Source organism: Modestobacter sp. URMC 112 (genome assembly GCF_053502575.1).
Genome location: NZ_CP199957.1, coordinates 1182526 through 1207451 on the forward strand (window position 1 = coordinate 1182526; position 24926 = coordinate 1207451).

The 24926-nt window shown below is 74.8% G+C and carries 18 protein-coding genes; 17 read left to right on the plus strand and 1 reads right to left on the minus strand.

What is annotated here, in order from left to right:
• Window positions 1-72: 72 nt before the first annotated feature.
• The 6 genes from glgP (at window position 73) to ACWIX6_RS05710 (ending at window position 8813) form a co-directional block, all read left to right on the plus strand.
• Entirely contained in the window at window positions 73-2622 is a 2550-nt protein-coding gene (gene glgP, locus ACWIX6_RS05685; RefSeq protein ID WP_448615870.1) for an alpha-glucan family phosphorylase, read from the plus strand.
• 337 nt (window positions 2623-2959) lie between these two features.
• A complete protein-coding gene (locus ACWIX6_RS05690) occupies window positions 2960-4138 on the plus strand; it encodes an ABC transporter substrate-binding protein (RefSeq protein ID WP_448615871.1) in 1179 nt (392 codons plus the stop codon).
• Between the two features lie 88 nt (window positions 4139-4226).
• The gene (locus ACWIX6_RS05695; RefSeq protein WP_448615872.1) at window positions 4227-5102 is read left to right on the plus strand and encodes a branched-chain amino acid ABC transporter permease; all 876 of its coding nucleotides are present in this window, start codon (window positions 4227-4229) and stop codon (window positions 5100-5102) included.
• Window positions 5102-6958, plus strand: a complete 1857-nt coding sequence (locus ACWIX6_RS05700; RefSeq protein WP_448615873.1) for a branched-chain amino acid ABC transporter ATP-binding protein/permease — start codon at window positions 5102-5104, stop codon at window positions 6956-6958. The genes ACWIX6_RS05695 and ACWIX6_RS05700 overlap by 1 nt, the downstream gene beginning before the upstream one ends.
• A complete protein-coding gene (locus ACWIX6_RS05705) occupies window positions 6955-7686 on the plus strand; it encodes an ABC transporter ATP-binding protein (protein ID WP_448615874.1) in 732 nt (243 codons plus the stop codon). The genes ACWIX6_RS05700 and ACWIX6_RS05705 overlap by 4 nt, the downstream gene beginning before the upstream one ends.
• A gap of 155 nt (window positions 7687-7841) precedes the next feature.
• On the plus strand, window positions 7842-8813 hold the full coding sequence (locus ACWIX6_RS05710) for an FHA domain-containing protein (protein WP_448615875.1): 972 nt from the start codon (window positions 7842-7844) through the stop codon (window positions 8811-8813).
• Between the two features lie 214 nt (window positions 8814-9027).
• Here the strand turns inward: ACWIX6_RS05710 and glgX are convergent, their stop codons facing one another.
• Complete coding sequence (gene glgX / locus ACWIX6_RS05715) at window positions 9028-11166, minus strand: glycogen debranching protein GlgX (RefSeq protein WP_448615876.1); 2139 nt, start codon at window positions 11164-11166, stop codon at window positions 9028-9030.
• A gap of 74 nt (window positions 11167-11240) precedes the next feature.
• Between glgX and ACWIX6_RS05720 the strand changes: the two genes are divergently transcribed.
• The 11 genes from ACWIX6_RS05720 to mnmA all read left to right on the plus strand — a co-directional run bounded on the left by ACWIX6_RS05720 (window position 11241) and on the right by mnmA (window position 24887).
• A complete protein-coding gene (locus ACWIX6_RS05720) occupies window positions 11241-12038 on the plus strand; it encodes an ABC transporter ATP-binding protein (RefSeq protein ID WP_448615877.1) in 798 nt (265 codons plus the stop codon).
• Between the two features lie 11 nt (window positions 12039-12049).
• Complete coding sequence (locus ACWIX6_RS05725) at window positions 12050-13738, plus strand: hypothetical protein (protein ID WP_448615878.1); 1689 nt, start codon at window positions 12050-12052, stop codon at window positions 13736-13738.
• A gap of 133 nt (window positions 13739-13871) precedes the next feature.
• Window positions 13872-15470 (plus strand): NAD(P)/FAD-dependent oxidoreductase, encoded by a 1599-nt coding sequence (locus tag ACWIX6_RS05730; RefSeq protein WP_448615879.1) that lies wholly within the window; start codon window positions 13872-13874, stop codon window positions 15468-15470.
• 121 nt (window positions 15471-15591) lie between these two features.
• On the plus strand, window positions 15592-17085 hold the full coding sequence (locus tag ACWIX6_RS05735; RefSeq protein ID WP_448615880.1) for a glycosyltransferase family 39 protein: 1494 nt from the start codon (window positions 15592-15594) through the stop codon (window positions 17083-17085).
• Window positions 17086-17157: 72 nt separating this feature from the next.
• Window positions 17158-17943, plus strand: coding sequence for an enoyl-CoA hydratase/isomerase family protein (locus tag ACWIX6_RS05740; RefSeq protein ID WP_448615881.1), 786 nt, complete (start codon window positions 17158-17160; stop codon window positions 17941-17943).
• 4 nt (window positions 17944-17947) lie between these two features.
• Window positions 17948-19048 carry a PLP-dependent cysteine synthase family protein gene (locus ACWIX6_RS05745; protein ID WP_448615882.1) on the plus strand — a complete coding sequence of 367 codons (1101 nt, stop codon included), beginning with the start codon at window positions 17948-17950 and terminating at the stop codon, window positions 19046-19048.
• A 143-nt stretch (window positions 19049-19191) separates the two neighbouring features.
• On the plus strand, window positions 19192-19971 hold the full coding sequence (locus tag ACWIX6_RS05750; protein ID WP_448615883.1) for an electron transfer flavoprotein subunit beta/FixA family protein: 780 nt from the start codon (window positions 19192-19194) through the stop codon (window positions 19969-19971).
• Between the two features lie 33 nt (window positions 19972-20004).
• Window positions 20005-20967, plus strand: a complete 963-nt coding sequence (locus ACWIX6_RS05755) for an electron transfer flavoprotein subunit alpha/FixB family protein (RefSeq protein ID WP_448615884.1) — start codon at window positions 20005-20007, stop codon at window positions 20965-20967.
• 218 nt (window positions 20968-21185) lie between these two features.
• Window positions 21186-22583: an MFS transporter gene (locus ACWIX6_RS05760; protein ID WP_448615885.1), complete on the plus strand. Its 1398-nt coding sequence runs from the start codon at window positions 21186-21188 to the stop codon at window positions 22581-22583.
• 16 nt (window positions 22584-22599) lie between these two features.
• Window positions 22600-23790, plus strand: coding sequence for a cysteine desulfurase family protein (locus ACWIX6_RS05765; protein WP_448615886.1), 1191 nt, complete (start codon window positions 22600-22602; stop codon window positions 23788-23790).
• A complete protein-coding gene (gene mnmA / locus ACWIX6_RS05770) occupies window positions 23790-24887 on the plus strand; it encodes a tRNA 2-thiouridine(34) synthase MnmA (RefSeq protein WP_448615887.1) in 1098 nt (365 codons plus the stop codon). The genes ACWIX6_RS05765 and mnmA overlap by 1 nt, the downstream gene beginning before the upstream one ends.
• Window positions 24888-24926: the final 39 nt, after the last annotated feature.

Below are 24926 nucleotides of genomic sequence, written 5' to 3' on the forward strand. Positions count from 1 at the left end.
TCGGCGTCGGTCCGGCTGCCCGACCCCCGTGGGGAGCGTGCCGGCGGCCCCGCGGCCGATACGCTCCTGCCCGTGCGAGCCCTCCGCCGACTGACCGTCCGAGCATCCCTCCCCGACGCGCTCCTGCCGCTGTCCCAGTTGGTCATGAACCTGCGCTGGTCCTGGCACCCCGAGACCCGGGACCTCTTCGAGGCACTGGACCCCGAGCTGTGGGACAGCTGCGGCGGCGACCCGGTCCAGGTGCTGGGCGAGGTGTCGGCGGAACGGCTGGCCGCGCTGGCCAAGGACCGGCGGTTCCTCCGCCGGCTGCAGGACGTCACCGACGACCTGCAGGAGTACCTGGACGCGCCGCACTGGTACCAGTCCCTGGGGGAGGAGGCGCCGGCCACCATCGCCTACTTCTCTGCCGAGTTCGGCATCACCGAGGTGCTGCCGCAGTACTCCGGCGGCCTGGGCATCCTCGCCGGGGACCACCTGAAGGCCGCCTCGGACCTCGGCGTCCCGCTGATCGGGGTGGGGCTGCTCTACCGGGCCGGCTACTTCTCGCAGGGTCTGTCCGCCGACGGCTGGCAGCTCGAGCACTACCCCGCGCTCGACCCGCACGGCCTGCCGCTGAAGCTGCTCCGCGACAACGACGCCAACGCCGTGGTGATCACCGTGCCGCTCCCCGAGGGGCGCGTGCTGCACGCCCACGTGTGGCGGGCCCAGGTCGGCCGCGTGGCGCTGCTGCTGCTCGACACCGACATCGAGGAGAACGGCCCCGCCGAGCGCGGGGTCACCGACCGGCTCTACGGCGGCGGCGAGGACCACCGGCTCCGCCAGGAGATGCTGCTGGGCATCGGCGGGGTGCGCGCGCTGCGCGCCTACTGCTCGCTCATGGGCATCCCGCAGCCGGAGGTGTTCCACGCCAACGAGGGGCACGCCGGCTTCCAGGGCATCGAGCGGATCCGCGAGCTGACCGAGTCGCACGGGCTGTCGTTCAGCGAGGCGCTGCAGGCGGTGCGCGCCGGCACGGTCTTCACCACCCACACCCCGGTCCCGGCCGGCATCGACCGGTTCCCGCGGGCGCTGATCGAGCGGTACTTCACCAGCTTCGGCGTCCCGGTCGACCAGCTGCTGACGCTGGGCGCCGAGCAGGACCCGAGCAAGTTCAACATGGCGCACATGGGCCTGCGGCTGGGACAGCGGGCCAACGGCGTCAGCCAGCTGCACGGCTCGGTCAGCCGGGACATGTTCGGCGGGCTGTGGCCGGGGTTCGACGAGGACGACGTGCCGATCAGCTCCATCACCAACGGCGTGCACGCCGCCACCTGGACCGCCCGCGAGCTGGTCGAGCTGGGCACCCAGAGCACCAGCCAGGGTGACCCGGTGGACGTGGACGGCGACGTCTTCTTCGACGGGGTCGACCGGATCGACGCCGGCGAGCTGTGGAGCACCCGCCGGCTGCTGCGCGGTCGGCTGGTGGAGGAGGTGCGCCGCCGGATCCGCGAGACCGCCCTGTCCCGCGGGGCCGCCGAGGCCGAGCTGGGGTGGACGGCGACCGCCTTCGACCCCGACGTGCTGACCATCGGATTCGCCCGCCGGGTGCCGTCCTACAAGCGGCTGACCCTCATGCTGCGCGACCCGGCCCGGCTCAAGGCCCTGCTGCTGGACTCCGACCGGCCGATCCAGCTGGTCATCGCCGGCAAGAGCCACCCGGCCGACGACGGCGGCAAGCAGCTGATCCAGCAGATGGTGAAGTTCGCCGACGACCCCGAGATCCGGCACCGCATCGCCTTCCTGCCCGGCTACGACATCGGCATGGCGCGCTACCTCTACTGGGGCTGCGACGTCTGGCTGAACAACCCGCTGCGACCGCTGGAGGCCTGCGGCACCTCCGGCATGAAGTCCGCGCTCAACGGCGGGCTGAACCTCTCGATCCGCGACGGCTGGTGGGACGAGTGGTTCGACGGCCAGAACGGCTGGGCGATCCCGACCGCGGACGGCGTCGAGGACCCCGAGCGCCGCGACGACGTCGAGGCCCAGGCCATCTACGACCTGCTGGACCGCCAGGTGCTGCCCCGGTTCTACGAGGTCGACGCCGACGGCATCCCGACCCGCTGGGTGGAGATGGTCCGGCACACGCTGCGGGGCACCGGCCCGAAGGTGCTGGCCACCCGGATGGTGCGCGACTACGTCCAGCGGCTGTACGTGCCGGCGGCCGGCTCGTCCCGCTCGCTGGCCGCCGGCGGGTACGACGTCGCCCGCCGGGAGGCGGCGTGGCGCTCGCACCTGCTGGAGAACTGGCAGGGCGTCCGGGTGGCCCACGTGGAGGCCACCGGCGTCGGCGACACCCCGGAGATCGGCTCGAGCATCGACCTGCGCGCCGAGGTCGAGCTGCCCGGCCTGACCCCCGGCGACGTCCTGGTCCAGGCCGCCTTCGGGCGGGTGGACGACGCCGACGGCCTGCACCAGGTGACCACCGTGCCGATGCAGCACGAGAACACCGAGGGGTCGCGGCAGTGGTTCACCGCCACCGTGCCCCTCGAGCGCACCGGCGCCTTCGGCTACACCGTCCGCGTGCTGCCCCGCTCGGAGCACATGGCCGACCCGGCCGAGCTGGGCGTCGTCGTCACCGCCTGAAGGACCTCCCTCCTCCCCACCGTTCGCAAGCTCACGGTGGGCCCCTGGAGGGAGGCCGCACTGCCCCCCACGCCTCGCGAGCTCGGCGCGGGCCCCTGCAGCAAGGCCGGGGCGGGGCCCCTGGAGGGTGGCCGCGCGGGCCCTGCGTGCGGTCCCGGGTGGGTCACGGTCTGGGCACGGTCGTCGGCCTCCCGGGGTCGCGGCCGTGCCCGGGTACCTACTGTGTCCGTGCACCAGGTCACCTCCGTCGAGGCCGTCCGGCGTCCGCCGTGGACACCTGGGCCTCGCACCGGCCGGGCCACCCGGCGGCCGCACCTGCCCCACCCACAGGAGAGACATGCGCGTCAAGCTCAGCATCATGGCCGCGACGACCACCGCGGCCCTCGCCCTCGCCGCCTGCGGCTCCGGGAACGCGGGGGGTGGCGGGCAGGCGGACGCCGGCGGGCTCACCGGTGAGGGCACCGGCGACTCCTGCACCATCGAGGGCGAGGTCCCGATCGGGGCCGTCCTCAGCCTCACCGGAGCGGCCGCCAGCTACGGGGAGTCCCAGCAGCGTGGCCTGGAACTGGCCGCCGCGCAGCTCGCCGAGAAGGGCGGGGTCACCTACGACCTCACCATCGAGGACGACCAGACCGACCCGCGGCAGGGCATCACCCTGTTCGACCAGTTCATCTCCCAGGACGTCAGCCTGATCATCGGGCCCACGCTGTCCAACGCCGCACTGCAGTCCGACCCCATCGCCCAGGAGGCCGGCGTGCCGGTGCTGGGCATCTCCAACACGGCCGCCGGGGTCACCGACATCGGTGACTACGTCTTCCGCAACTCGCTCACCGAGCAGGCCGTCATCCCGCAGACCATCGCGAAGGCGACCGAGGAGTTCGGGCTGGCCGACGTCGTCGTCATGTACAGCAACGACGACGCGTTCACCGAGTCCGGCTACGAGGCGTTCGCCGCGGCGCTGGAGGACGAGGGCGTCACCGTGACCGAGACGCTGACCTTCTCCAAGGCCGACACCGACTTCCGTGCCCTGCTCACCCAGGCCCAGGCCAGCGATCCCGACGCGCTGGTCGTCTCCGCGCTGATCGAGGCGGCCATCCCGCTGGTCACCCAGGCCCGCGAGCTCGGCATCGACGTGCCGATCATCGGCGGCAACGGGTTCAACAACCCGCGCCTGATGGCCGACGCGGGCGAGGCCGCCGAGGGCGTCGTCGTCGGCGCCGCCTGGAACTCGGCGTCGGACAACCCGGAGAACACCGCCTTCCTGGCCGACTACCAGGCCGAGTACGACGCCGCGCCCGACCAGTTCGCCGCGCAGGCGTACGCCGGCCTGATGCTCGTCGACCAGGCTGTGCGCAGCGGCTGCGCCGCCGACCGGGAGAGCCTCAAGCAGGCCCTCGGTGAGCTGCAGGACGTCCCGACCGTGCTGGGGGAGTTCTCCATCGACGAGAACCGGGACGCCGTCCACCCGGCCGTCGTGCAGGTCGTCCGGGACGGCGCCTTCGCCGTCCTCGAGTGACCTCGGCTTCTCCGGCCGGACGGGACCGGCCGGAGGAGCCCGCCCGCCCGGGCGCCGACGTCCGGGATCCGACCAGACAGGGACAGCGGTGCAGCAGCTCCTCAACGGGATCTTCATCGGCTCGATCTACGCGCTGTTCGCCATCGGGTTCACGCTGGTCTTCGGGATCCTGGACCGGCTCAACCTCGCCCATCCCGCGGTGTTCGCCGTCTCGGCGTTCGTGGGCATCGAGCTCGTCGAGCGGGGCGGCTTGTCGCTGTGGACGGCGCTGCCGGTGGTCTTCGTGCTCGGCGCGCTGCTCGGCCTGGTCATCGAACGGGTGGCCTTCCGGCCGCTGAAGGGCCGGCCGGACGCCCACTTCGCCGGACTGATCTCCTCCATCGCGCTCGCCGGCATGCTGATCGCCCTGCTGCAGTGGCGCTACGGGCCGGACACCCGCCGGTTCCCGGCGGGCTCGTTCCCCGACACCCGTTTCGAGGTGTTCGGCGCGCAGGTGACGCTGGTGCAGGTCGCCATCCTCGGCATCGCCGTCGCGCTGATGGCCGGCCTCACCTACCTCGTCACCCGGACCCGGCTGGGCCGGGGGATGCGGGCGATCGCGGAGAACCCCACCGCGGCCCGGGTGCTGGGCGTCGACGTCGACCGGATCACCGCCGTCACGTTCGCCATCTCCTCCGCCCTGGGGGCGGTGGCCGGGGTGCTGTTCGCCATCAACGTGAACACCGCCCAGCTCGGCATGGGATCGGCGATCGAGCTGAAGGGCCTGGCGGTGATCATCGTCGGCGGCATGGGCTCGCTGCCCGGGGCGCTGATCGGCGGCCTCGTGCTGGGGCTGGCCGAGGTCTTCGCCGTCCAGTACATCGGGTCGTCCTGGCGTGACGTGATCGCGTTCGGGCTGCTGTTCGTCATCCTGCTGCTGCGTCCGCAGGGGCTGCTCGGCGCGCGCAAGGTGCGGGAGGTCTGATGCTGCTCGAGTACGCGACGCCGCTGACCTTCGTCGCCCTCGGCGCGATCTTCGCCTACTCCTTCTACGCCGTGCTGATCGCCGGGCAGCTGAGCCTGGGCCAGGCCGGTTTCGCCGCCCTGGGGGCCTTCGCCGGCGCCGGCCTCGGCCCCAGCCCCGACGACGTGGGCGACGTCCCGGCCCTGCTGGTCGCCATCGTCATCGGCATGGCGGTCGGGGCGCTCGCCGCCGTCGTGCTCGGCCTGCCGACGATGCACCTGCGGGGGGTCTTCCTCGCCATCGCCACGCTCGGGTTCGCCGAGGCGGTGCGGATCGTGCTGCTCAACTCGGAGTGGACCGGAGGCGCGCAGGGGCTGTCCGTGCCCCGGGTCCTCACCGTCGGCATGGCGTGGACGGCGCTGGCCGTCGTCGCGTACTGGTTCTGGCGGATGGGGCGCTCCCGGTTCGGCCGGGCACTGGAGGCCATCCGGGAGGACGAGCTGGCCGCCCGGGCCATGGGCGTCGACGTGGGACGCCACCGGCTCGCCGCGTTCGTCACCGCAGGCGCGGTCGCCGGCCTGTACGGCGTGCTGTTCGCCTACTACGTGCGGCTGATCGCACCGAACGACTTCGACTTCGTCGCCGCCGTCGACGGCCTGGTCACCGCGGTGGTCGGCGGCTCGACGATGGTCCTGGGCCCGCTGCTGGGCAGCGGCTTCCAGACCATGGTCCCGGAGGTGCAGCGCGCGGTCGGGGTCGAGGCGGGGTGGATCCGCCCGTTCCTGGCCGGGCTGCTGCTGCTCGTGGTCATCCTGTTCCTCCCCGGCGGGCTGGCCAGCCTGCTGCCCCGGCGGCGCACCCGGATGCCGGCGTCGGCGGGTCCGGCCGCGGTGGGCGAGCGGTCCGCGGAAGGCGACCCGGCTCCCCACCTCGCCGGCCGCCGGCACCCCGCGGCCGGGGAGACCGTCGTCGCGCTGGCCGGCCTGGGCAAGGAGTACGGCGGGGTGCACGCCGTCCGGGGCGTCGACCTGGAGGTCCGCGGCGGCGAGGTCGTCGGGCTGATCGGGCCCAACGGCGCGGGGAAGACCACCCTGGTCAACATGATCAGCGGCCTGGTGCCGCCCAGCTCCGGCAGCGCCACGGTGCTGGGGACCACGGTCGGGCGCACCCCCGTGCACCGGATGGCCGCGGCCGGCGTGAGCCGCACCTTCCAGCACTCCAAGCTCTTCAACCGGCTGTCGGCGTTGGAGAACGTCCTCGTCGGCGCCCACCTGGTCAGCCGGCCGACCTTCCTGCGGCGGCTGCTGTGGCTGCCCTCGGCCCGCCGCGACGAACAGGCGGCGCTCGAGCGGGCGGCCGGCTGCCTGGCGCGGGTCGGGCTGGGCGACCTGGCCACCGTGCGGGCGTCGTCGCTGTCCTACGGCGACCAGCGCCGGCTGGAGATCGCCCGGGCGCTCGCCTCCGACCCGTCGCTGCTGATCCTCGACGAGCCGGCCGCCGGCATGAACCACGTCGAGGCCGCCCGCTTGTCCACCTTGATCACCTCCCTGGCCGCGGACGGGCTGACCATCCTGTTCATCGAGCACAACGTCGGGATGGTGCTGGAGACCTGCACCCGGGTGGTCGTGATGGACTTCGGCCAGGTCATCGCCAGCGGTGCCCCGCAGGAGATCGCCGCTGACCCGGCCGTCATCGAGGCCTACCTCGGCACCCCCGACGACGACGACGCCGCCGGCGGGTCCGTCGCCGAGGGCACCGCGTCCGACCCGAGGGCGGGCGGCGCGGACGGCGCGGCGGGCGGCGCCGTCACGAACGTGCACCCGGGTGCGGCGGGCACGCTCCCGCCGCCGGACACCACCTCGAGGAACGCGACATGAGCGACCCCATCCTCGAGGTCGACCGCCTCGCGGTCAGCTACGGCCGGGTCGAGGCCGTCCGCGGCGTCTCCTTCCAGGCCGCACCGGGGTCCCTGGTGACGCTGGTCGGCGCCAACGGCGCCGGCAAGACCTCTGTGATCAACGCCGTCTCGGGCATGCTGCGGCCCTCGGGCGGGCGGATCACCTTCCGCGGGGAGGACGTCACCCGGACCCCGGCGCACACGCTGGTGCGCCGAGGGCTGGTCCAGGTGCCGGAGGGACGCCAGGTCCTGGCCACCCTCACCATCGAGGAGAACGTCCTCATGGGCGCCTGGCACCGGGGTGGCGCCGCCGCGGCCGACATCGACGCCGTCTACGACCGCTTCCCCGTGCTGGCCGAGCGGCGCACGCTGCCGGCCGGGACACTCTCCGGCGGTGAGCAGCAGATGCTGGCCATCGCCCGCGCGCTCGTGGCCGCCCCCTCGGTGATGCTGATGGACGAGCCCTCGATGGGGCTCGCGCCCAAGATCGTCGACGAGGTGTTCCGGGTGATCGAGGAGATCCGGGCGTCGGGCACGACGGTGGTGCTGGTCGAGCAGAACGCGCGGCGGGCGCTCCGGGCGGCCGACCACGGCTACGTGCTGCAGAGCGGCGAGGTCGTCTCCTCGGGCCCGGCCGCCGACCTGCTCGCCGACGAGCGCATCGTGCAGGCCTACCTGGGGGTGGACGGCAGGTCCGGGCCGCCGTGAGGGGACGCTGACCTCACCCAGCGTCCCAGGCTGAGTACGCTGAGCCCGGGTCAGTTGCGGCGGGTGCGTCCGGTGGTGCGGGACGGGCTCACCTGTCGGCGTGCCACGCGCCGGCGCGTCTGCCGGATGCCCGCGGGCACAACTAGGCTGCTCCTATGCCCGACCGCTGTGAGGTGCTCCCCGGAGAGTCTGTCGTCGCACGCCGTGGCGGTGGCCTGCTGTGGGTCGACGCCCCTGGTTCGCCGGCGCTGGTCGCTGCCCTGCACGCCTGCCTCGGGGTCGCCGGCCCCGGCGCCGAGCGGGTGCTCGGCGCCGTCGCCGGCCAGGTCTCCCGGCTCTCCGACGGCCCGGCGTCCTTCGCCCTGGTCATCTCCGACACCACCGCCGGCTCCGGCTCCGGGGTCGCGCTGTGGTCGGGCAAGGGCCAGCCCGCCGTGGACGGCGTCCCGGTGTCCGGCTCCTCGGTCGACGGCTGCACGCTGGCCAGCGGCTTCGCCCTGGGCCAGACCCTCTACGTCGGACCGGGGCAGCCGGCCTCGTCCGTGCCGCCGGGCGTGGCCTTCGACCTGACCGAGGGCACCGTCCCCGGGTCCGGTGCGCTGCTGCAGCTGGCCGCGTCCGTCCCCTCCGGCGTCGCGGTGCCCGCGGCCACGCCGACCCCCGCCCCCGAGTCGTTCACCGCGGGGTCCGACGTCGGCTTCGGCACGTCGGTGGGCGGTCCCATCTCGGCGCCGCTGGCGCAGTCAGGGGAGTCGACGGCGTTCTGGCGGCCCGAGCCGGCCGCCGCGCCGGTGCTGCGGTTCGACGACGGCATGGTCGTCACCGTCGACGAGGACCTGGTGCTCGGCCGCCGTCCCGACGGCCACGACCTGGTGACCAGCGGGAGCGCCCGCCCGGTGCCCATCGCCGACACCCAGAACGTGCTCTCCTCCGCGCACGCCGCCATCCAGCGGGCCGGCCGCGAGGTCTCGCTCACCGACCTCGGCTCGCTCAACGGCACCCACGTCGCCGGGCCCGAGGCGACCGAGTGGACCCAGCTGGAGCCCGGCGTCTCGCACCCGCTCTCCGACGGCGACCGGCTGCTGCTCGGCTGGACCGTCATCACCTTCGAGCAGCCCGCCGAGTAACACAGCTCCGCTGGCCCTTCGCGACCGGGGCCGGCCTCGCTGCACGAAGCCGGCCACCAGGGGTCGTGAGGAGTGGGACCCGGAGGGTCCCGCGAGGAGCGACGCAGCGGCTCATCGCCGTCGGGGACGGTGCCTGGCCGCGGTGCGATCCGTTCGGCCCCTTCCCGGGTCCCGCCCTGAGCTTGCGAAGGGTGGGGAGGAAGGGGTCCTTCTCTCAGGGCCGGCGGAGCACCCGCAGGACCATCACCGAGCGCGACCCCACCTCGATGGGGCCGGGGGCCACGACGGCGGGCCGCGGTGGGACGCCGGTCGCGTACTCGGTGGACAGCGCCAGCTCGTACCCGTCGCCCCACGGCGGCCCCGGGAGCTCGACGTTCACCGCGTCGGGCCCGGCGTGCAGCCAGATCAGGTAGGACTCGTCGACCACGGGACGGCCGCGGTCGTCCCGGTGCCGGATGCCCCGGCCGTCCAGGTACATGCCGATCGTCTGCAGCCCCGTGTCGAACCAGTCGCTGCTGGTCAGCTGCCCGCCGCCCGGGGCGAACCAGGCCAGGTCGCGGGTGCCGCCGGTGCCGGGGATCTCCGTCCCCTCGAAGAAGGCTTCCTGGCGGAGCACCGGCGCGCCCCGCCGCAGCCCCACCAGCCGGGACACGAAGGTCCACAGGTCGGCGTCGATGGCGCCCCAGTCCAGCCAGGAGATCTCGTTGTCCTGGCAGTAGGCGTTGTTGTTGCCGCCCTGGGTGCGGCCCAGCTCGTCGCCGGCGGTGATCATCGGCACGCCGGTGGACAGCAGCAGCGTGGCCAGGAGGTTGCGGACCTGGCGGGCGCGCAGCTCCACCACGGCGGGGTCGTCGCTGGGTCCCTCGACCCCGCAGTTCCAGTTGCGGTTGTGGCTCTCGCCGTCCCGGTTCCCCTCGCCGTTGGCCTCGTTGCGCTTGTCCTGGTAGCTGACCAGGTCGGTCATGGTGAACCCGTCGTGCGCGGTGACGAAGTTGACCGACGCGAACGGGCGGCGGCCGTCGGAGCGGTAGAGGTCCGAGGAGCCGGTGAGCCGGTAGGCGAGGTCCCGGACGCCGACCCGCGCGCCGGACCACACGTCCCGGACGGTGTCGCGGTACTTGCCGTTCCACTCCGTCCAGGGCGGGGGGAAGTTGCCGACCTGGTAGCCGCCCTCGCCGACGTCCCAGGGCTCGGCGATGAGCTTGACCCCGCTGACCACCGGGTCCTGGTGGACGACGTCGAAGAACGCCGAGAGCCGGTCGACGTCGTGCATCGACCGGGCCAGCGCCGAGGCCAGGTCGAAGCGGAACCCGTCGACGTGCATCTCGCTGACCCAGTACCGCAGCGAGTCCATCAGCAGGGCCAGGACCGGCGGGCGGCGCACGTCCAGGGTGTTCCCGCAGCCGGTGTAGTCGGTGTACCGGGACCGGTCGCCGCCGCCGAGCCGGTAGTACCCGGCGTTGTCGATGCCCTTGAAGGACAGCGTCGGGCCGGTGTGGTCCCCCTCCGCGGTGTGGTTGTAGACGACGTCGAGGACCACCTCGATCCCGGCGGCGTGCAGCGTCTTCACCATGGCCTTGAACTCGGTGACCTGCGCCCCGCCCGACCCGGCCGAGCTGTAGGCCGCGTGCGGCGCGAAGTACCCGAGCGTGTTGTAGCCCCAGTAGTTGGTCAGCCCGCGGCGGAGCAGGTGCGGCTCGCTGACGAAGTGGTGCACCGGCAGCAGCTCGACCGCGGTGACCCCGAGGGACACCAGGTGCTCGACGAAGGCGGGGTGGGCCAGCCCGGCATAGGTTCCGCGCAGCGGCGGCGGGACGTCGGGGTGGCGCATCGTGGCGCCCTTGACGTGCACCTCGTAGACGACGGTGTCCGACCACGGTGTGCGCAGCAGGGTGTCGCCCTCCCACGGGAACGAGTCGTGGATGACCACCCCGCGCGGCACGAACGGTGCGGAGTCGGCGGCGTCGGCCTGGCCCGGGTCGTGCTCGCGGTGGGCGAACAGGGACTGGTCGAGCACGAGCTCGCCGTCGACGGCCCGCGTGTACGGGTCCAGCAGCAGCTTGGCCGGGTTGTACCGGGCGCCGGACGCCGGGTCGTGCGGACCGTGCACCCGGTACCCGTAGCGCTGCCCGGGCCGGACGCCGGGCAGCCGGCCGTGCCACACCTGGTGGGTGGTCTCCTGCAGGCGCTGGCGGTGCTCGGTGCCGTCGGGGTCGAACAGGCAGAGGTCCACCCCCGTCGCCCCGGCCGACCACAGCGCGAAGTTCGTCCCGGTGCCGTCCCAGTGGGCGCCGAGGGGCGCGGCCGCCCCGGGCCACACCTCCGTGGTCAGGCCGCTCGCATCGGGGTTCACCCGCAGCATCGTGCCCGACCCGGCCGGGGCGGTGTCGCAGCCACGTCCGACGCGGTCCCCGCCGGGTTGGTTGGATGGTGGCCGTGGACAGCGAACCGGTCGTCGAGATCCGCGGTGTGGACGTCGTCCGGGGGGACGCGCACCTGCTGCGCGGGGTCGACTGGACCGTCCGGGCCGACCAGCGGTGGGTGCTGCTGGGTCCCAACGGCGCGGGGAAGACGACGCTGCTGCAGCTGGCCGCCGCCCAGCTGCACCCGACCCGCGGCGAGGTGCGGATCCTCGGGGAGACGATGGGCGCCGTCGACGTGTTCGAGCTCCGGCCGCGGATCGGGCTGACCAGCGCCGCGCTGGCCCAGCGGATCGCCAACGCGGAGCGGGTCGGGGACGTCGTGGTCAGCGCGGGCTACGCCGTCGTCGGGCGGTGGCGCGAGCGCTACGACGTCCACGACCTCACCCGGGCGGCCATGCTCATGCAGCAGTGGGGCGTCGCGCCGATGGCGCACCGGACCTTCGGCACGCTGAGCGAGGGGGAGCGCAAGCGCACGCAGATCGCCCGGGCGCTGATGACCGACCCGGAGCTGCTGCTGCTCGACGAGCCCGGCGCCGGGCTCGACCTGGGCGGCCGGGAGGACCTGGTCGCCCGGCTGTCGGGCCTGGCGAACGACCACTACGCCCCCGCCCAGGTGCTCGTCACCCACCACGTCGAGGAGATCCCGCCGGGCTACTCGCACGCCCTGCTGCTGCGCGAGGGCCAGGTGCTGGCCGCCGGGCCGACGCCCGAGGTGCTCACCGCCCCGCTGCTGTCCGAGGCGTTCGGCCTCCCGCTGCAGGTGCAGCGGGAGAACGGGCGGTACAACGCCCGCCGGGCCTGACCCCCCGACCGGTGGAGAGCCAGCCCGGGCTGCGGACCGCATCCGCACCGGCGGAGACGCCCGTCCGGGCACGGGCGCCCCGGTGGCCCGCCGTCCTGCTGCTGGCCGGTCTGGCGGTGCAGCTCGCGCCGCTGGTGCTGCTGCCGCGGGTGCTGACCCAGGACGGACCGGCCCACGTGGCCGGTGCCTGGGTGCTGCTGCACCACGGGGACGACGGCCCGCTCGGGGAGCTGCTGCGGCGGACCTACGAGGTCGACCTCAGCCCGGTGCCCAACATGCTCACCACGCTCCTGCTGGTCGCCCTGCAGTCCGTGGTGGGGCCGGGCCTGGCCGAGAAGCTGGTGGTCGGCGGGTTCGTCCTGCTGCTGGTGACCGGCCTGCGCTTCGCGCTCCGCGGCGTGGACCGGCGGGCCGGCTGGCTGGCCGTCGCCGCCCTGCCGCTGGCCGGCAGCGAGCTGGTCGCCTACGGGTTCTACAACTTCGGGTGGGGCATCGCGCTGTCCCTGTTCGCCCTGGGTGTGGCCCTGCGCCGGCGGGCAGGGTGGGACCTCCGCGCCGGGGTGCTGCTCGCCGGGCTGCTCCTGCTCGTCTGGTCCGCGCACCTGCTGCCCTGGCTGGTGGCCGTCCTGGTCGTCGGGGGGCTGGTGGTCGCGCGCTCGGCCGGAGGCCTCCGCGACGGCGTGCCGGTCGCCCGGGTGGCCACCTGCCATCTCCTGGTGCCGGCGCTGGCCGTGCTGCCGACCGTCGCGCTGAGCGCCGCCTACGTGCTGCGGCGGGAGGCGCCGCCGGGAGCCGCGGCCGGTGCTCCGGGCCCGGACCGGCTGGTCGCGCTGCTCGTCCAGTCCCGCCTGCTGGTGGTCGCCAGCTGGTGGGAGGTGGTGCCGGCGGTGCTGGTCACCGCGACGCTGGGTGCGCTGGCCGTCGCCGCGCTCCGCCGGTCCCGCGGGCCGGAGGCGCCGGCCCCGGCCCGCGCCGACCGGCTGGTGCTCGGGACGGCGACGCTGCTGGCGACGGGGCTGTTCCTGCTCTCGCCGGAGCGGCTGGGCGGCGACTACGGCTTCCTCCCCGAGCGGCTGTCCTGGTTCCCGCCCCTGCTGCTGGTGCTCTTCTGCGCCACCCGTCTCCCGACCCGGCGGGCGGCCGCCCCCGTCGCCGCCGGCTGCCTGGTCCTGGCCGCGGTCGCCGCGCTCCTCGTCCGGCTGCCCACCGAGCTGCGCGACCAGCGCTACGCCGCCGAGATGCTCTCCGTCGCGGCCGACCTGCCGCCGGGCAGCACCTTCGCGATGGTCCGGTTCAGCGGGCACGAGGCGGTGCTGGCGCCGGTCGAGGGGGAGCCCAACCCGCTGCGGCACCTGTCCAGCCTGCTGGCCGTCCACGCCGGCGGGGTCGACGTCGGTCACTACGAGGCCGTCTACCCCTACTTCCAGGTGCGCTTCCCCGGCGACTCCGTGCGCGCGGCGATCGACCCCGGCTTCGACGGCCTGGGGGAGGTGCCGCCCACGGTGCGGGTGCTGGCGGACCGGCGGCTGGACCACGTGCTGGTCGTCGGGCTGGACGACGCCGAGCCGTGGGTGCGGGACGCCCGCCGGACGGCGCGGGTGCTCGGCGACCTCCGGGCCGGCTTCGAGCAGGTCGCGACGTCGGGACCGGAGGGCCATGTCACGGTCTGGCGGAGGTTGCCGGTCCGGGGTGGCGGGTAGCGGCGTCAGTACGGTTGCCTGTCGCTGCGCCGTCGCCCTGTGCCGGCCCGCGTCCGTCAGCCCCGTGGACGCAGGCCTCGTCCTGTCCACCGCCCGCGAGCACCGCGGCCGGTGGCCCGTGTTCGGAGGTCCCGTGCCCCTGTCTCCCACCGCCCGGCCCGACGTCGTGGTCATCGGCGCCGGCCCGGCCGGCCTGACCGCGGCCCACGAGCTGACCCGGCGTGGCATGCCGGTGACCGTCCTCGAGGCCGACGACGTGGTCGGCGGCATCAGCCGCACGGTCGAGCGCGAGGGGTGGCGCTTCGACATCGGCGGTCACCGCTTCTTCACCAAGGTGCCCGCCGTCGAGGCCTGGTGGCACGAGGTGCTCGGTGAGGACTTCCTGTCCCGGCCCCGGCTGTCGCGGATCCTCTACGCCGGCACGCTGTTCGACTACCCGCTCAAGCCGATGAACGCGCTGCGCAACCTGGGGCTGGTCGAGGCCGTGCGCTGCGTGGTCTCCTACGTCGCGGCGCGGGTCCGGCCCCCGAAGGACCAGTCGCACTTCGAGGGCTGGGTCTCGGCCCGGTTCGGCCGCCGGCTCTACGGGATGTTCTTCAAGACCTACACCGAGAAGGTGTGGGGGATCCCGGCCACCGAGATCCAGGCGGACTGGGCGGCCCAGCGGATCAAGGACCTGTCGCTGGGGACGGCGATCCTGCACGCGCTGCGCCCGGGCCGGTCCGGGACGACGGTGACCACGCTGATCGACCGGTTCCAGTACCCGCGCACGGGGCCCGGGCTGATGTGGGAGCGGGCCACCGAGCGGGTCCGGGCCGCCGGCGGGGCGGTCCGGATGTGCACCGAGGCCACCTGGCTCGAGCGCGACGAGGACGGCGTGGTGGCCGTGCACGCCCGGACCACCGACGGCCGCGGCCGGACCGTGGGGGAGGAGCGGCTGCCGGCCACCGAGGTGATCAGCTCCATGCCGCTGCCCGAGCTGGTCCTGGCGATGGACCCGCCGGCGCCCGAGCACGTGCAGACCGCCGCCCGGGCGCTGACCCACCGGGACTTCCTCACCGTCGCCCTGGTGGTGCCCGAGTCCGCCGGGTTCCCGGACAACTGGATCTACGTCCACTCGCCGGAGGCCCGCGTCGGCCGGGTGCAGAACTTCGGCAGCTGGTCGCCGTACCTGGTCAAGGACGGACGCACCTGCCTGGGGCTGGAGTACTTCGTCGACGAGGGCGACGACCTGTGGGAGTCCGCGGACGCCGACCTGGTGGCGCTGGCCACCCGCGAGCTGGAGATGCTGGGGCTGGTGTCCGCCGGGGTCGTGGAGCGCGGCTACGTCGTCCGGATGCCCAAGGCCTACCCCGTCTACGACGAGGGCTACGACCGGCAGGTCGACGTCATCCGGGGGTGGCTCGCCGAGGCGACGCCAAACGTGCACCCGGTGGGGCGCAACGGCATGCACCGCTACAACAACGCCGACCACTCGATGGTGACGGCGATGCTGACCGTGGAGAACATCCTCGACGGCGCCGGCCACGACGTGTGGGCGGTCAACGTGGAGGCGGACTACCACGAGGAGGGCGGCGCACCCGCCGACGCCGCGGCCCGGACCGACGCCGACCACCCGGACGGCGATCGTTCCGAGGACGGCCGGTCCGGCGCGGAGGGCACCACCAGCGCCGCGCTGGGCACCGGCCGGGCCGCGCCGGTCCGGCCGCGCCGGCCGGTCCGTGCCGCCTGAGGTCCCCCGCAGCGGGGCGGCCGGCGCCGTGACCCCGGGCGCCCCCGCTCCGGGCACGGGGGCCGGCGGCACGGCGACGGTGGCGCGGGCGCCGTCGCCCGGCTCCGGGGAGCGCGGCGGCGTGCCCCGCTGGGTCACCGGTGCGGCCGCCGCGGCGGTCCTGACCGGCGTGGTGCTCCGGTTCCTCGCGCCCGCGGACCTGTGGCTGGACGAGGCGCAGAGCGTGGCGATCGCCCGGCTGCCGGTGCCGGAACTGCTCACGGCGCTGCGCCAGGACGGCTCCCCGCCGCTGTACTACCTGCTGCTGCACGGCTGGACGGGCGTCGTTGGGGAGAGCGCTCCGGCGGTGCGGGCGCTGTCCGGCCTCTGCGCCGTGCTCGCCCTGCCGGTCGCGTGGCTGCTGGGCCGGCAGCTGGCCGGCCGTCGCGGTGCGGTGGCCCTGACCCTGGTGCTGGCCGCCTCGCCCTACGCCGTCCGGTACGCCAGCGAGGCGCGGATGTACTCGCTGCTGGTCCTGCTCGTGCTGCTCGGCGGGCTGGCCGTCCGCTGGGCGGTCTCCCGCGGCGGCCCGGCCCCGGTGCTGGCGGTCGCCGCCGGCGCGGCCGCGCTGCTGCTGACCCACTACTGGTCGGTCCACCTCCTCGCCGTCACCGGGCTCGCCTGCCTGCTGGCGCTGCGCCGGCACCGCGCCCCGGCCGTCCGGGTGCTGACCGGGCTGGCGCTCGGCGCCCTGGCGTTCCTGCCGTGGCTGCCCAGCCTGCGCTCCCAGCTGGCCCACACCGGCACGCCCTGGGCTCGGACCGGCGGCCTGTCCTCGATCCCGTCCGCGCTGCGGACCTGGCACGGCGGTACCGACGTCACCGCGGTGCTGCTCACCCACGCCCAGGTCTGCCTCGCCGTCCTCGCCCTGGTCGCCGTGCCCGCGGCCGTCGCCGGCCGGCCGGGTCTGGCCCTGGCGGCGTCCCGGAGCCGCACCCGCTGGACGCTGCTGGCGCTGTCGGCCGGCACCCTGGTCGTCGGGGGACTGGTCAGCTGGGTCACCGGCAGCGCGGTCAGCGGCCGCTACACCGGCGTCGCCCTGCCGGCCTTCCTGGCCCTGGTCGCCTGCGGGCTCGCCACGGTCCCCGGCCGGCGGGGGTACGCGGTGCTCACGGCGGTCGTCGTCCTGCTGGGGCTGGGCGGGGCGGCGTCCTCGGTGCGCACCCCGCGGACCCAGGCCGGGGAGGTGGCGTCCGCGCTGGTCCGGGAGGCCGCGCCCGGGGACGTCGTCGCGTTCTGCCCCGACCAGCTGGGGCCGTCCGTGAGCCGGCTGGCGCCCCCGGGGCTGGACCTGGTCGTCTACCCCGACCTGCGCCCCGCCGACCGGGTCGACTGGACCGACTACACCGCGCGGCACGCGGCGGCGGACCCGGCGTCGACCGCGGCCGCACTCGACGCCCGGGCGGGTGCGCAGGCCGTCTGGGTGGTGACCGGCGAGGGCTTCCGGGTGCCGTCCGAGCAGGACTGCCGGGACCTGCGGCAGGCGCTGACCGAGCTGCGGGGTGAGGCGGCCCCGGTGGTCGCGCGCCGCCCCGGGGTGCCCGAGGGCATGCGCGTGCACCGCTTCCCCGGCTGACCGGGACCCGCCCCGGCCGGCTCCCCTAGGGTGCCCTCCAGACGACGACGTCCCTTCCCGACAGGAGCCACCATGGCAGCGCCGGAGTTCGTGACCCTGCAGGTCGAGGCCGGGGTGGGCACCATCCGCCTCGACCGACCGAAGATGAACGCCATCAACGAGCAGCTGCACTGGGAGGTGCGGGCCGCGGCGCAGGAGGCCGCCGGCCGGGACGACGTGCGGGCCGTGGTCCTCTACGGGGGCGAGCGGGTGTTCGCCGCCGGGGCCGACATCAAGGCGATGGCCGAGCTCGACAAGGCCGGGATGGTCGACTGGGGCCGTGAGCTGACCGTCTCCTTCACCACGGTGGCCCAGGTCCCCAAGCCGGTCATCGCCGCCATCACCGGCTACGCCCTCGGCGGCGGCTACGAGCTCGCCCTGTGCGCGGACTTCCGCGTCATGGGTTCCACGGCCAAGGTCGGCCAGCCGGAGATCCTGCTCGGCGTGATCCCCGGCGCCGGCGGCACCCAGCGGCTGACCCGGCTGGTCGGACCGGCCAAGGCCAAGGACCTGGTGTTCACCGGGCGGCACGTCGGGGCCGAGGAGGCGCTGGAGATGGGCCTGGCCGACGCCGTCGTCCCGGACGAGGAGGTGTACGCGACGGCCGTGGCGATGGCCCGCAAGTTCGCCGCCGGGCCGCCGCTCGCCCTGGCCGCGGCCAAGCGGGCCATCGACAGCGGCGGGGACGGCGACCTCGCCACCGGCCTGGAGCTGGAGAGCCGGCTGTTCGCCGAGCTGTTCGACACCGAGGACCAGGCGACCGGCATGCGGTCCTTCCTGGAGAACGGGCCCGGCAAGGCCACCTTCACCGGCCGCTGAGCCGGTGACCGACGACCTCGACCGGTCCGACGCGGGCGGTCGGGCCTGGCTGGACCGGGCGGTCGCGCTGGTCGAGGCCGACGCGCTGCGCAGCGCCGACACCCACCTGCTGGCCTTCCCGCTGCCCCCGGAGTGGGGCGTGGACCTGTACCTGAAGGACGAGTCGACGCACCCGACCGGCAGCCTCAAGCACCGGCTGGCCCGCTCGCTGTTCCTCTACGCGCTGTGCTCGGGCCAGCTGGGCCGGGGCAGCACGGTGGTCGAGGCCTCCAGCGGCTCCACGGCGGTGAGCGAGGCCTACTTCGCCCGGATGCTCGGGCTGCCCTTCGTCGCCGTCATGCCGGCGGCGACCAGCCCGGAGAAGATCGCGCTGATCGAGTTCCACGGCGGCCGCTGCCACCTCGTCACCGACCCCTCCACCGTGTACGACGAGGCCCGGCGGATCGCCGCGGAGTGCGGCGGCCACTACCTCGACCAGTTCACCAACGCCGAGCGGGCCACCGACTGGCGCGGCAACAACAACATCGCCGAGTCGGTCTTCGAGCAGCTGGGGCTCGAGCGCCACCCCGTCCCGGACTGGATCGTGGTGGGTGCGGGGACCGGCGGCACCAGCGCGACCATCGGCCGCTTCGTGCGCTACCGCCGGCTGCCCACCCGGCTCGCCGTCGTCGACCCAGAGGGGTCGGCCTTCTTCCCCGGCTGGCGGGACGGCGACCCGGCCGCGACCGGCCGCGGGTCGCGGATCGAGGGGATCGGGCGCCCCAGGGTGGAGCCGTCCTTCGTACCGACGATCGTCGACCGGATGGTCCGTGTCCCGGACGCCGCCTCGCTGGCGGCGATGCGGCACCTGGAGCGGGTGACCGGCCGCCGGGCCGGTGCGTCCACCGGCACCAACCTGTGGGGCGCCCTCGGCCTGGTGGCGGAGATGGTGGCCGCCGGCCGCGGCGGGAGCGTCGTCACGCTGCTCTGCGACGGCGGGGAGCGCTACGCCCACACGTACCACGACGACGGGTGGGTGGCCGCCCAGGGGCTGGACCTCGCCCCGTACACCGCGACGCTGGAGCACCTGACCCGCACCGGGGAGTGGCGGGCGCCGGCCGGCTGACGTCCCCGCCGGCCGGGCGCGAGACTGGTGACCGGGGTCACCCGGGCACGGGTTGCCCAGCCGTCGTTACCCGGAAGTAACCTCGTCCGCAGCAGGGCGGGCCGTCGCCCGCGCCCCGAGCCACCGCAGAGGATGGTCTGACGATGAACATCGTCGTTCTGGTCAAGCAGGTCCCCGACTCCGGCACCGAGCGGAAGCTGGACCCGGCGGACAACACCGTCGAGCGGGCGACCGCGGACAACGTGATCAACGAGATGGACGAGTACGCCATCGAGGAGGCCCTCACCGTGCGCGAGGCGCACGGCGGCGAGGTGACGATCCTGACCGTGGGGCCGGACACCGCCAAGGACGCCATCCGCAAGGCGCTGTCGATGGGCGCGGACAAGGCCGTGCACGTCTCGGACCCGGCGATGCACGGCGCGTGCGCGCCGCAGACGTCGGCGGTGATCGCGGCCGCGCTGTCCCAGATGCAGTACGACCTGGTGCTGTGCGGCGCGGAGTCCACCGACGGGCAGGTGTCGGTGATGCCGGCGCTGTTGAGTGAGCGGCTGGGCATCCCGCAGCTGTCGGGCGCGCGCAAGCTGACGATCGAGGGCTCGATGGCCAAGATCGAGCGGCAGACCGACGGCGGGTACTGGGAGGTCGAGGCCCCGCTGCCGGCGATCGTGTCGACCTGGGACACCATCAACGAGCCCCGCTACCCCTCGTTCAAGGGGATCATGGCGGCGAAGAAGAAGCCGGTGGAGAACAAGACGCTGGCCGACCTGGGCATCGACCCGTCCACCGTGGGCCTGGCGACCGCGACGTCCCAGGTGCTCGACTTCGCCGGCCGCCCGCCCAAGGGCGAGGGCGTGAAGGTCACCGACGAGGGCGACGGCGCGGACAAGCTGGTCGGCTACCTGGCCGCGCAGAAGATCGTCTGACCCGGACCCGTAGAGCGCTGAGGAGAAGCAGTCATGGCTGAAGTGTTGGTCCCGGTCGAGCTCAACCCCGCCGGCACCGGTGTCCGCAAGACCACCCTGGAGGCGCTCACCCTGGCCCGGGTGCTGGGGGAGCCGTCCGCGGTCGTGCTGGGCGCACCTGGCACCGCCGCCACGGTCCGCGACGCGCTGGCCGAGTACGGCGCGGCGAAGGTGTACGTCGCCGAGTCACCCGACATCGAGGACTACCTGGTCGCCCCCAAGGCCGAGGTCCTCGCCCAGCTGGTCGCCGAGAAGTCCCCCGCCGCGGTCGTCATCCCCTCCTCCCCGGAGGGCAAGGAGGTCGCCGGCCGGCTGGCGATCAAGACCGGCAGCGGGTTCCTGGCCGACGTCACCGACGTCCAGCCCGACGGGACGGCGACGCAGGTCGCGTTCGCCGGGTCGACGGTCGTGCACTCCAAGGTGACGGTCGGGACGCCGATCTACACCGTCCGCGGCAACTCCGTCACCCCCGTGCCGGCCCCGGCCGCCGCGGCCGAGGAGGCCGTCGCGGTGACGGTGTCCGAGCAGGCCAAGCAGACCCGGGTGGTCCAGCGGGTGGTGGAGCAGAAGTCCAACCGCCCCGAGCTGACCGAGGCCTCCATCGTGGTCTCCGGCGGGCGCGGGGTCGCCTCGGCGGAGAACTTCTCGCTCATCGAGGGCCTGGCCGACTCCCTCGGCGCGGCCGTCGGGGCGTCGCGGGCGGCGGTGGACTCCGGCTTCTACCCGCACACCTTCCAGGTCGGGCAGACCGGCAAGACGGTGTCCCCGCAGCTCTACATCGCCGTAGGCATCTCCGGGGCCATCCAGCACCGGGCCGGCATGCAGACCTCGAAGACCATCGTCGCGGTGAACAAGGACCCCGAGGCGCCGATCTTCGAGCTCGCCGACTTCGGCGTCGTGGGCGACCTGAACACCGTCGTCCCGGCCGCCACCGAGCAGATCGCCGCCCGCAAGTGAAGGACCTCGCTGCCCCCCACGCCTCGCTGACGCTCGGCGCGGGCCCCTGCAGCGAGGCCGTCTGACGCTAGCGGCGGGGCCCTGCAAGGGGGCCGACGGAACGGCGGCGAGGCCTGACCCCGCCTCGACGCGTTGGGCGCCGGTCCCTCCTGGGACCGGCGCCCGACTCGTGTCAGGAGGGCGGGAAGCAGGTGGGCCGGCCGCGGGTTGGCGGGGAGGTGACCAGCGGGCGGACGGCGGGGGTGTTCGACGCCCAGCACCGGCTGACCACGACGGGCCTGCTCATGCTCATCACGTTCGTGGCCTTCGAGTCGATGGCCGTCGGGACGGCGATGCCCTCCGCCGTGGCCGAGCTGGACGGCCTCGCCTGGTACGGCTGGGCCTTCAGCGCCTTCCTGGTGACCTCGGTCGTCGGGATGGTCGTCGGCGGCGAGGTCGGCGACCGGCGCGGTCCGCGGACCGCCCTGCCCTGGGGCGTCGGCGTCTTCGCCGCGGGCCTGCTCACCGCGGGGGTCGCCGGGGACATGGGCGTCCTGGTGGCCGGCCGCGCCGTCCAGGGCCTGGGCGCCGGGGTCATCGTCGTCCTGCTGTACGTCGTCGCCGGTCAGGCCTACGAGCCGGCCCTGCGCCCCCGGCTGTTCGGGGTGTTCTCCGCCGCCTGGGTGCTGCCCGCGCTCGTCGGACCGCTCGTGTCGGGGCTGGTGACCACGCACCTCGGCTGGCGGCTGGTCTTCCTCGGCCTGCTGCCGCTGATCCTGCTCGGCACGCTGCTGGTCATGTCGGCGGGGCGCCGGCTCACCGCGCCGGCGGACCCGCGGCCCGCGGTGCCGGCCCGTCGCTGGTGGGCCGCGCTCGCCGGGCTCGGCATCATCGTCCTGCAGTACGCCGGCCAGCGGCTGGACCTGCTGTCCCTGCCGCTGGCCGCCGTCGGGCTCGCCGCGCTGCTGGCCGGGCTGCGGCCGCTGCTGCCGCCCCGGACCGTCCGCGCCGGCCGGGGGCTGCCCGCCGTCGTCGCCTCGCGTGGCCTGCTGGCCGGGGCCTTCTTCGGGATGGACGTCCTGCTGCCCCTCACCCTGTCCTCCGTGCACGGCTACACCCCCACCGCGGCCGGCCTCCCGCTCACCGCCGGGGCCCTCGGCTGGGCCGCCGCGTCGGCGCTGCAGGGCCGGCGTCCCGACCTGCCGCGCGAGCGGCTGCTCCGCGCCGGGTTCGTGCTGCTCACCGTCGGGCTCACCGGGACGGCGCTGGCCGCGCTGCCGGCGCTCGGCGGCTGGCCCGCGTACCCGTTCTGGACCGTGGCCGGTCTGGGCATGGGGCTGGGCATGCCCAGCGTCGGGGTGCTGCTGCTGGAGCAGTCGCCCGAGCACCGGCGCGGCGCCGACTCGGCCTCGCTGCAGATCTCCGACGTCACCTCCTCGGCGCTGTGCGTCGGGGTGGCCGGCGTGCTCGTGGCCGCGGCCACCGCCGGGCTGGTGTCCATGCCCGTCGCGGTGCTCGTCTCCGTCGCGGGCTTCACCGCCCTGGCCCTGATCGGCGTCGGGGTCGCCGGCCGGGTGACCGCCCCCGTCGCGGCCGCGGCCGAGCCGGCGGACGCGACTACCCTGGCCACGCCATGACCTACCGGGACCAGCCATGACCTACCTGGACCACGCGGCCACCACGCCGATGCTGCCGGCGGTGCTGGCGGCGATGACCGAGCAGTTCGCGCGGGTGGGCAACGCCTCGTCCCTGCACGCCAGCGGCCGGGAGGCCCGCCGGGTCGCCGAGCAGTCCCGCGAGCGGCTGGCCGAGGCGCTCGGCGCCCGCCCGTCGGAGGTGCTGTTCACCGGAGGCGGCACGGAGGGCGACAACCTCGCCGTCAAGGGCCTGTTCTGGTCGCGGCGCACCGCCGACGCGCGCCGCCGCCGGATCGTGGCCAGCCCGGCCGAGCACCACGCCGTCCTGGACAGCGTCGAGTGGCTGGAGAAGCACGACGGCGCCGAGGTCACCTGGCTCCGGGTCGAGCCCACCGGCCGGGTCACCCCCGGGGCGCTGGCCGAGGCCCTGGGGGACGGCCGCGACGTCGCCCTCGCCAGTGTGATGTGGGCCAACAACGAGATCGGCGCGGTCAGCGACCTGGCTGCGCTGGCCGCGGTCGCCCACGAGGTCGGCGTCCCGCTGCACACCGACGCGGTGCAGGCCGTCGGGCAGCTGCCGGTCGACTTCGCCGCCAGCGGCGTGGACGCGCTCACCATGACCGGGCACAAGCTCGGCGGGCCGATGGGCGCCGGGGTGCTGCTGCTCCGCCGGGACGCCGACTGCACCCCGCTGCTGCACGGCGGCGGCCAGGAGCGCGACGTCCGGTCCGGGACCCTCGACGTGGCCGCCATCGTGGGCCTGGCGGTGGCCACCGTGTCCGCGGTCGCCGAGCGGACCGAGCGGGCGCCGAGGCTGGCCGCGCTCCGCGACCGGCTGGTGGCCGGCGTGGTCGCGCAGGTGCCCGACGCCGAGCTCAACGGCCCGCCGCTGGACGACGTCGTCGCCGGCGGAACGGGCCGGCTGCCGGGCAACGCGCACCTGTCCTTCCCCGGGGCCGAGGGGGACGCCCTGCTCATGCTGCTGGACGCCCGCGGCATCGAGTGCTCCACCGGCTCGGCCTGCAGCGCCGGGGTGGCCCGGCCCAGCCACGTGCTGCTCGCCGCCGGTGCCGACGCCGCGCGGGCCCGGAGCTCGCTGCGCTTCAGCCTCGGGCACACCTCCACCGACGCCGACGTCGACGCCGTCCTCGAGGTGATCGCCCCGGTCGTGGAGCGCGCCCGCCGGGCGGGGACCGGACGACGTTGATGCGGGTGATCGCCGCGATGAGCGGGGGAGTGGACTCGGCCGTCGCCGCGGCGCTGGCCGTCGACGCCGGCCACGAGGTCACCGGGGTGCACCTGGCCCTGTCTCCGGACCGGCAGACGCTGCGCAGCGGCGCCCGCGGGTGCTGCAGCGTCGAGGACGCCAACGACGCCCGGCGGGTGGCCGACGAGCTGCGGATCCCCTTCTACGTCTGGGACCTGGCCGACCGGTTCCGTGAGGACGTCGTCGACGACTTCGTGGCCGAGTACGCCGCCGGGCGGACGCCGAACCCCTGCCTGCGCTGCAACGAGAAGATCAAGTTCGCCGCGGTCCTGGACCGGGCCCGCGCCCTCGGCTTCGACGCGGTCGTCACCGGCCACCACGCCCGGCTGGACGGCGGCGAGCTGCGCCGGTCGGTGGACGCGGCCAAGGACCAGTCCTACGTCCTGGCCGTGCTGACCGCCGACCAGCTGGCCGGTGCGCTGTTCCCGCTCGGCTCGATCACCAAGGACCGGGTGCGCGAGATCGCCGCCGAGCGGGGCTTCGCGGTGGCCACCAAGGCCGACTCGCACGACATCTGCTTCATCCCCGACGGGGACACCCGCGGCTTCCTGAGCCGGCGGCTGGGTGCGCGGCCCGGGCCGGTGGTCGACGCGGCCACGGGGGAGACGATCGGCGAGCACGCCGGCACCCACGGGTTCACCATCGGCCAGCGGCGCGGCCTCGGCGTCACCGCCGGCGACCAGCGGCCGAGGTACGTGCTGGGCATCGAGCCGGTCACCCGGACGGTCACCGTCGGCACCGCCGACCAGGCCGGGGTGGACGAGGTGCTCACCGGCACGCCCACCTGGACGGGCCCGGTGCCGGACCTCCCCTTCACCGCCCAGGTGCAGCTGCGCGCCCACGGCACCCCGGTGCCGTGCGAGGTCACCCCGAGCGAGGACGGCGGCCTGCGCATCGCGCTGACCGAGCGGCAGCGCGGGGTGGCGCCGGGGCAGTCCGCGGTGCTGTACGCGCCGGACGCCGCCCGCGGCGACCGGGTGCTCGGGCAGGGCGCGGTGGCGCGTGCGGGGGAACGCCGGCCGTCGGTCCACCACTGACGCGTGGCGGCGCCAGGAGGGTCCCGCTAGCGTCCGGAC

Bases quoted from the DNA above. Each gene is read 5' to 3' on its own strand.
- ACWIX6_RS05690 (WP_448615871.1), top strand. From the start codon at position 2,960: ATGCGCGTCAAGCTCAGCATCATGGCCGCGACGACCACCGCGGCCCTC.
- ACWIX6_RS05700 (WP_448615873.1), top strand. From the start codon at position 5,102: ATGCTGCTCGAGTACGCGACGCCGCTGACCTTCGTCGCCCTCGGCGCG.
- ACWIX6_RS05705 (WP_448615874.1), top strand. From the start codon at position 6,955: ATGAGCGACCCCATCCTCGAGGTCGACCGCCTCGCGGTCAGCTACGGC.
- ACWIX6_RS05710 (WP_448615875.1), top strand. From the start codon at position 7,842: ATGCCCGACCGCTGTGAGGTGCTCCCCGGAGAGTCTGTCGTCGCACGC.
- ACWIX6_RS05720 (WP_448615877.1), top strand. From the start codon at position 11,241: ATGGTGGCCGTGGACAGCGAACCGGTCGTCGAGATCCGCGGTGTGGAC.
- ACWIX6_RS05740 (WP_448615881.1), top strand. From the start codon at position 17,158: ATGGCAGCGCCGGAGTTCGTGACCCTGCAGGTCGAGGCCGGGGTGGGC.
- ACWIX6_RS05750 (WP_448615883.1), top strand. From the start codon at position 19,192: ATGAACATCGTCGTTCTGGTCAAGCAGGTCCCCGACTCCGGCACCGAG.
- ACWIX6_RS05755 (WP_448615884.1), top strand. From the start codon at position 20,005: ATGGCTGAAGTGTTGGTCCCGGTCGAGCTCAACCCCGCCGGCACCGGT.
- ACWIX6_RS05765 (WP_448615886.1), top strand. From the start codon at position 22,600: ATGACCTACCTGGACCACGCGGCCACCACGCCGATGCTGCCGGCGGTG.
- mnmA (WP_448615887.1), top strand. From the start codon at position 23,790: ATGCGGGTGATCGCCGCGATGAGCGGGGGAGTGGACTCGGCCGTCGCC.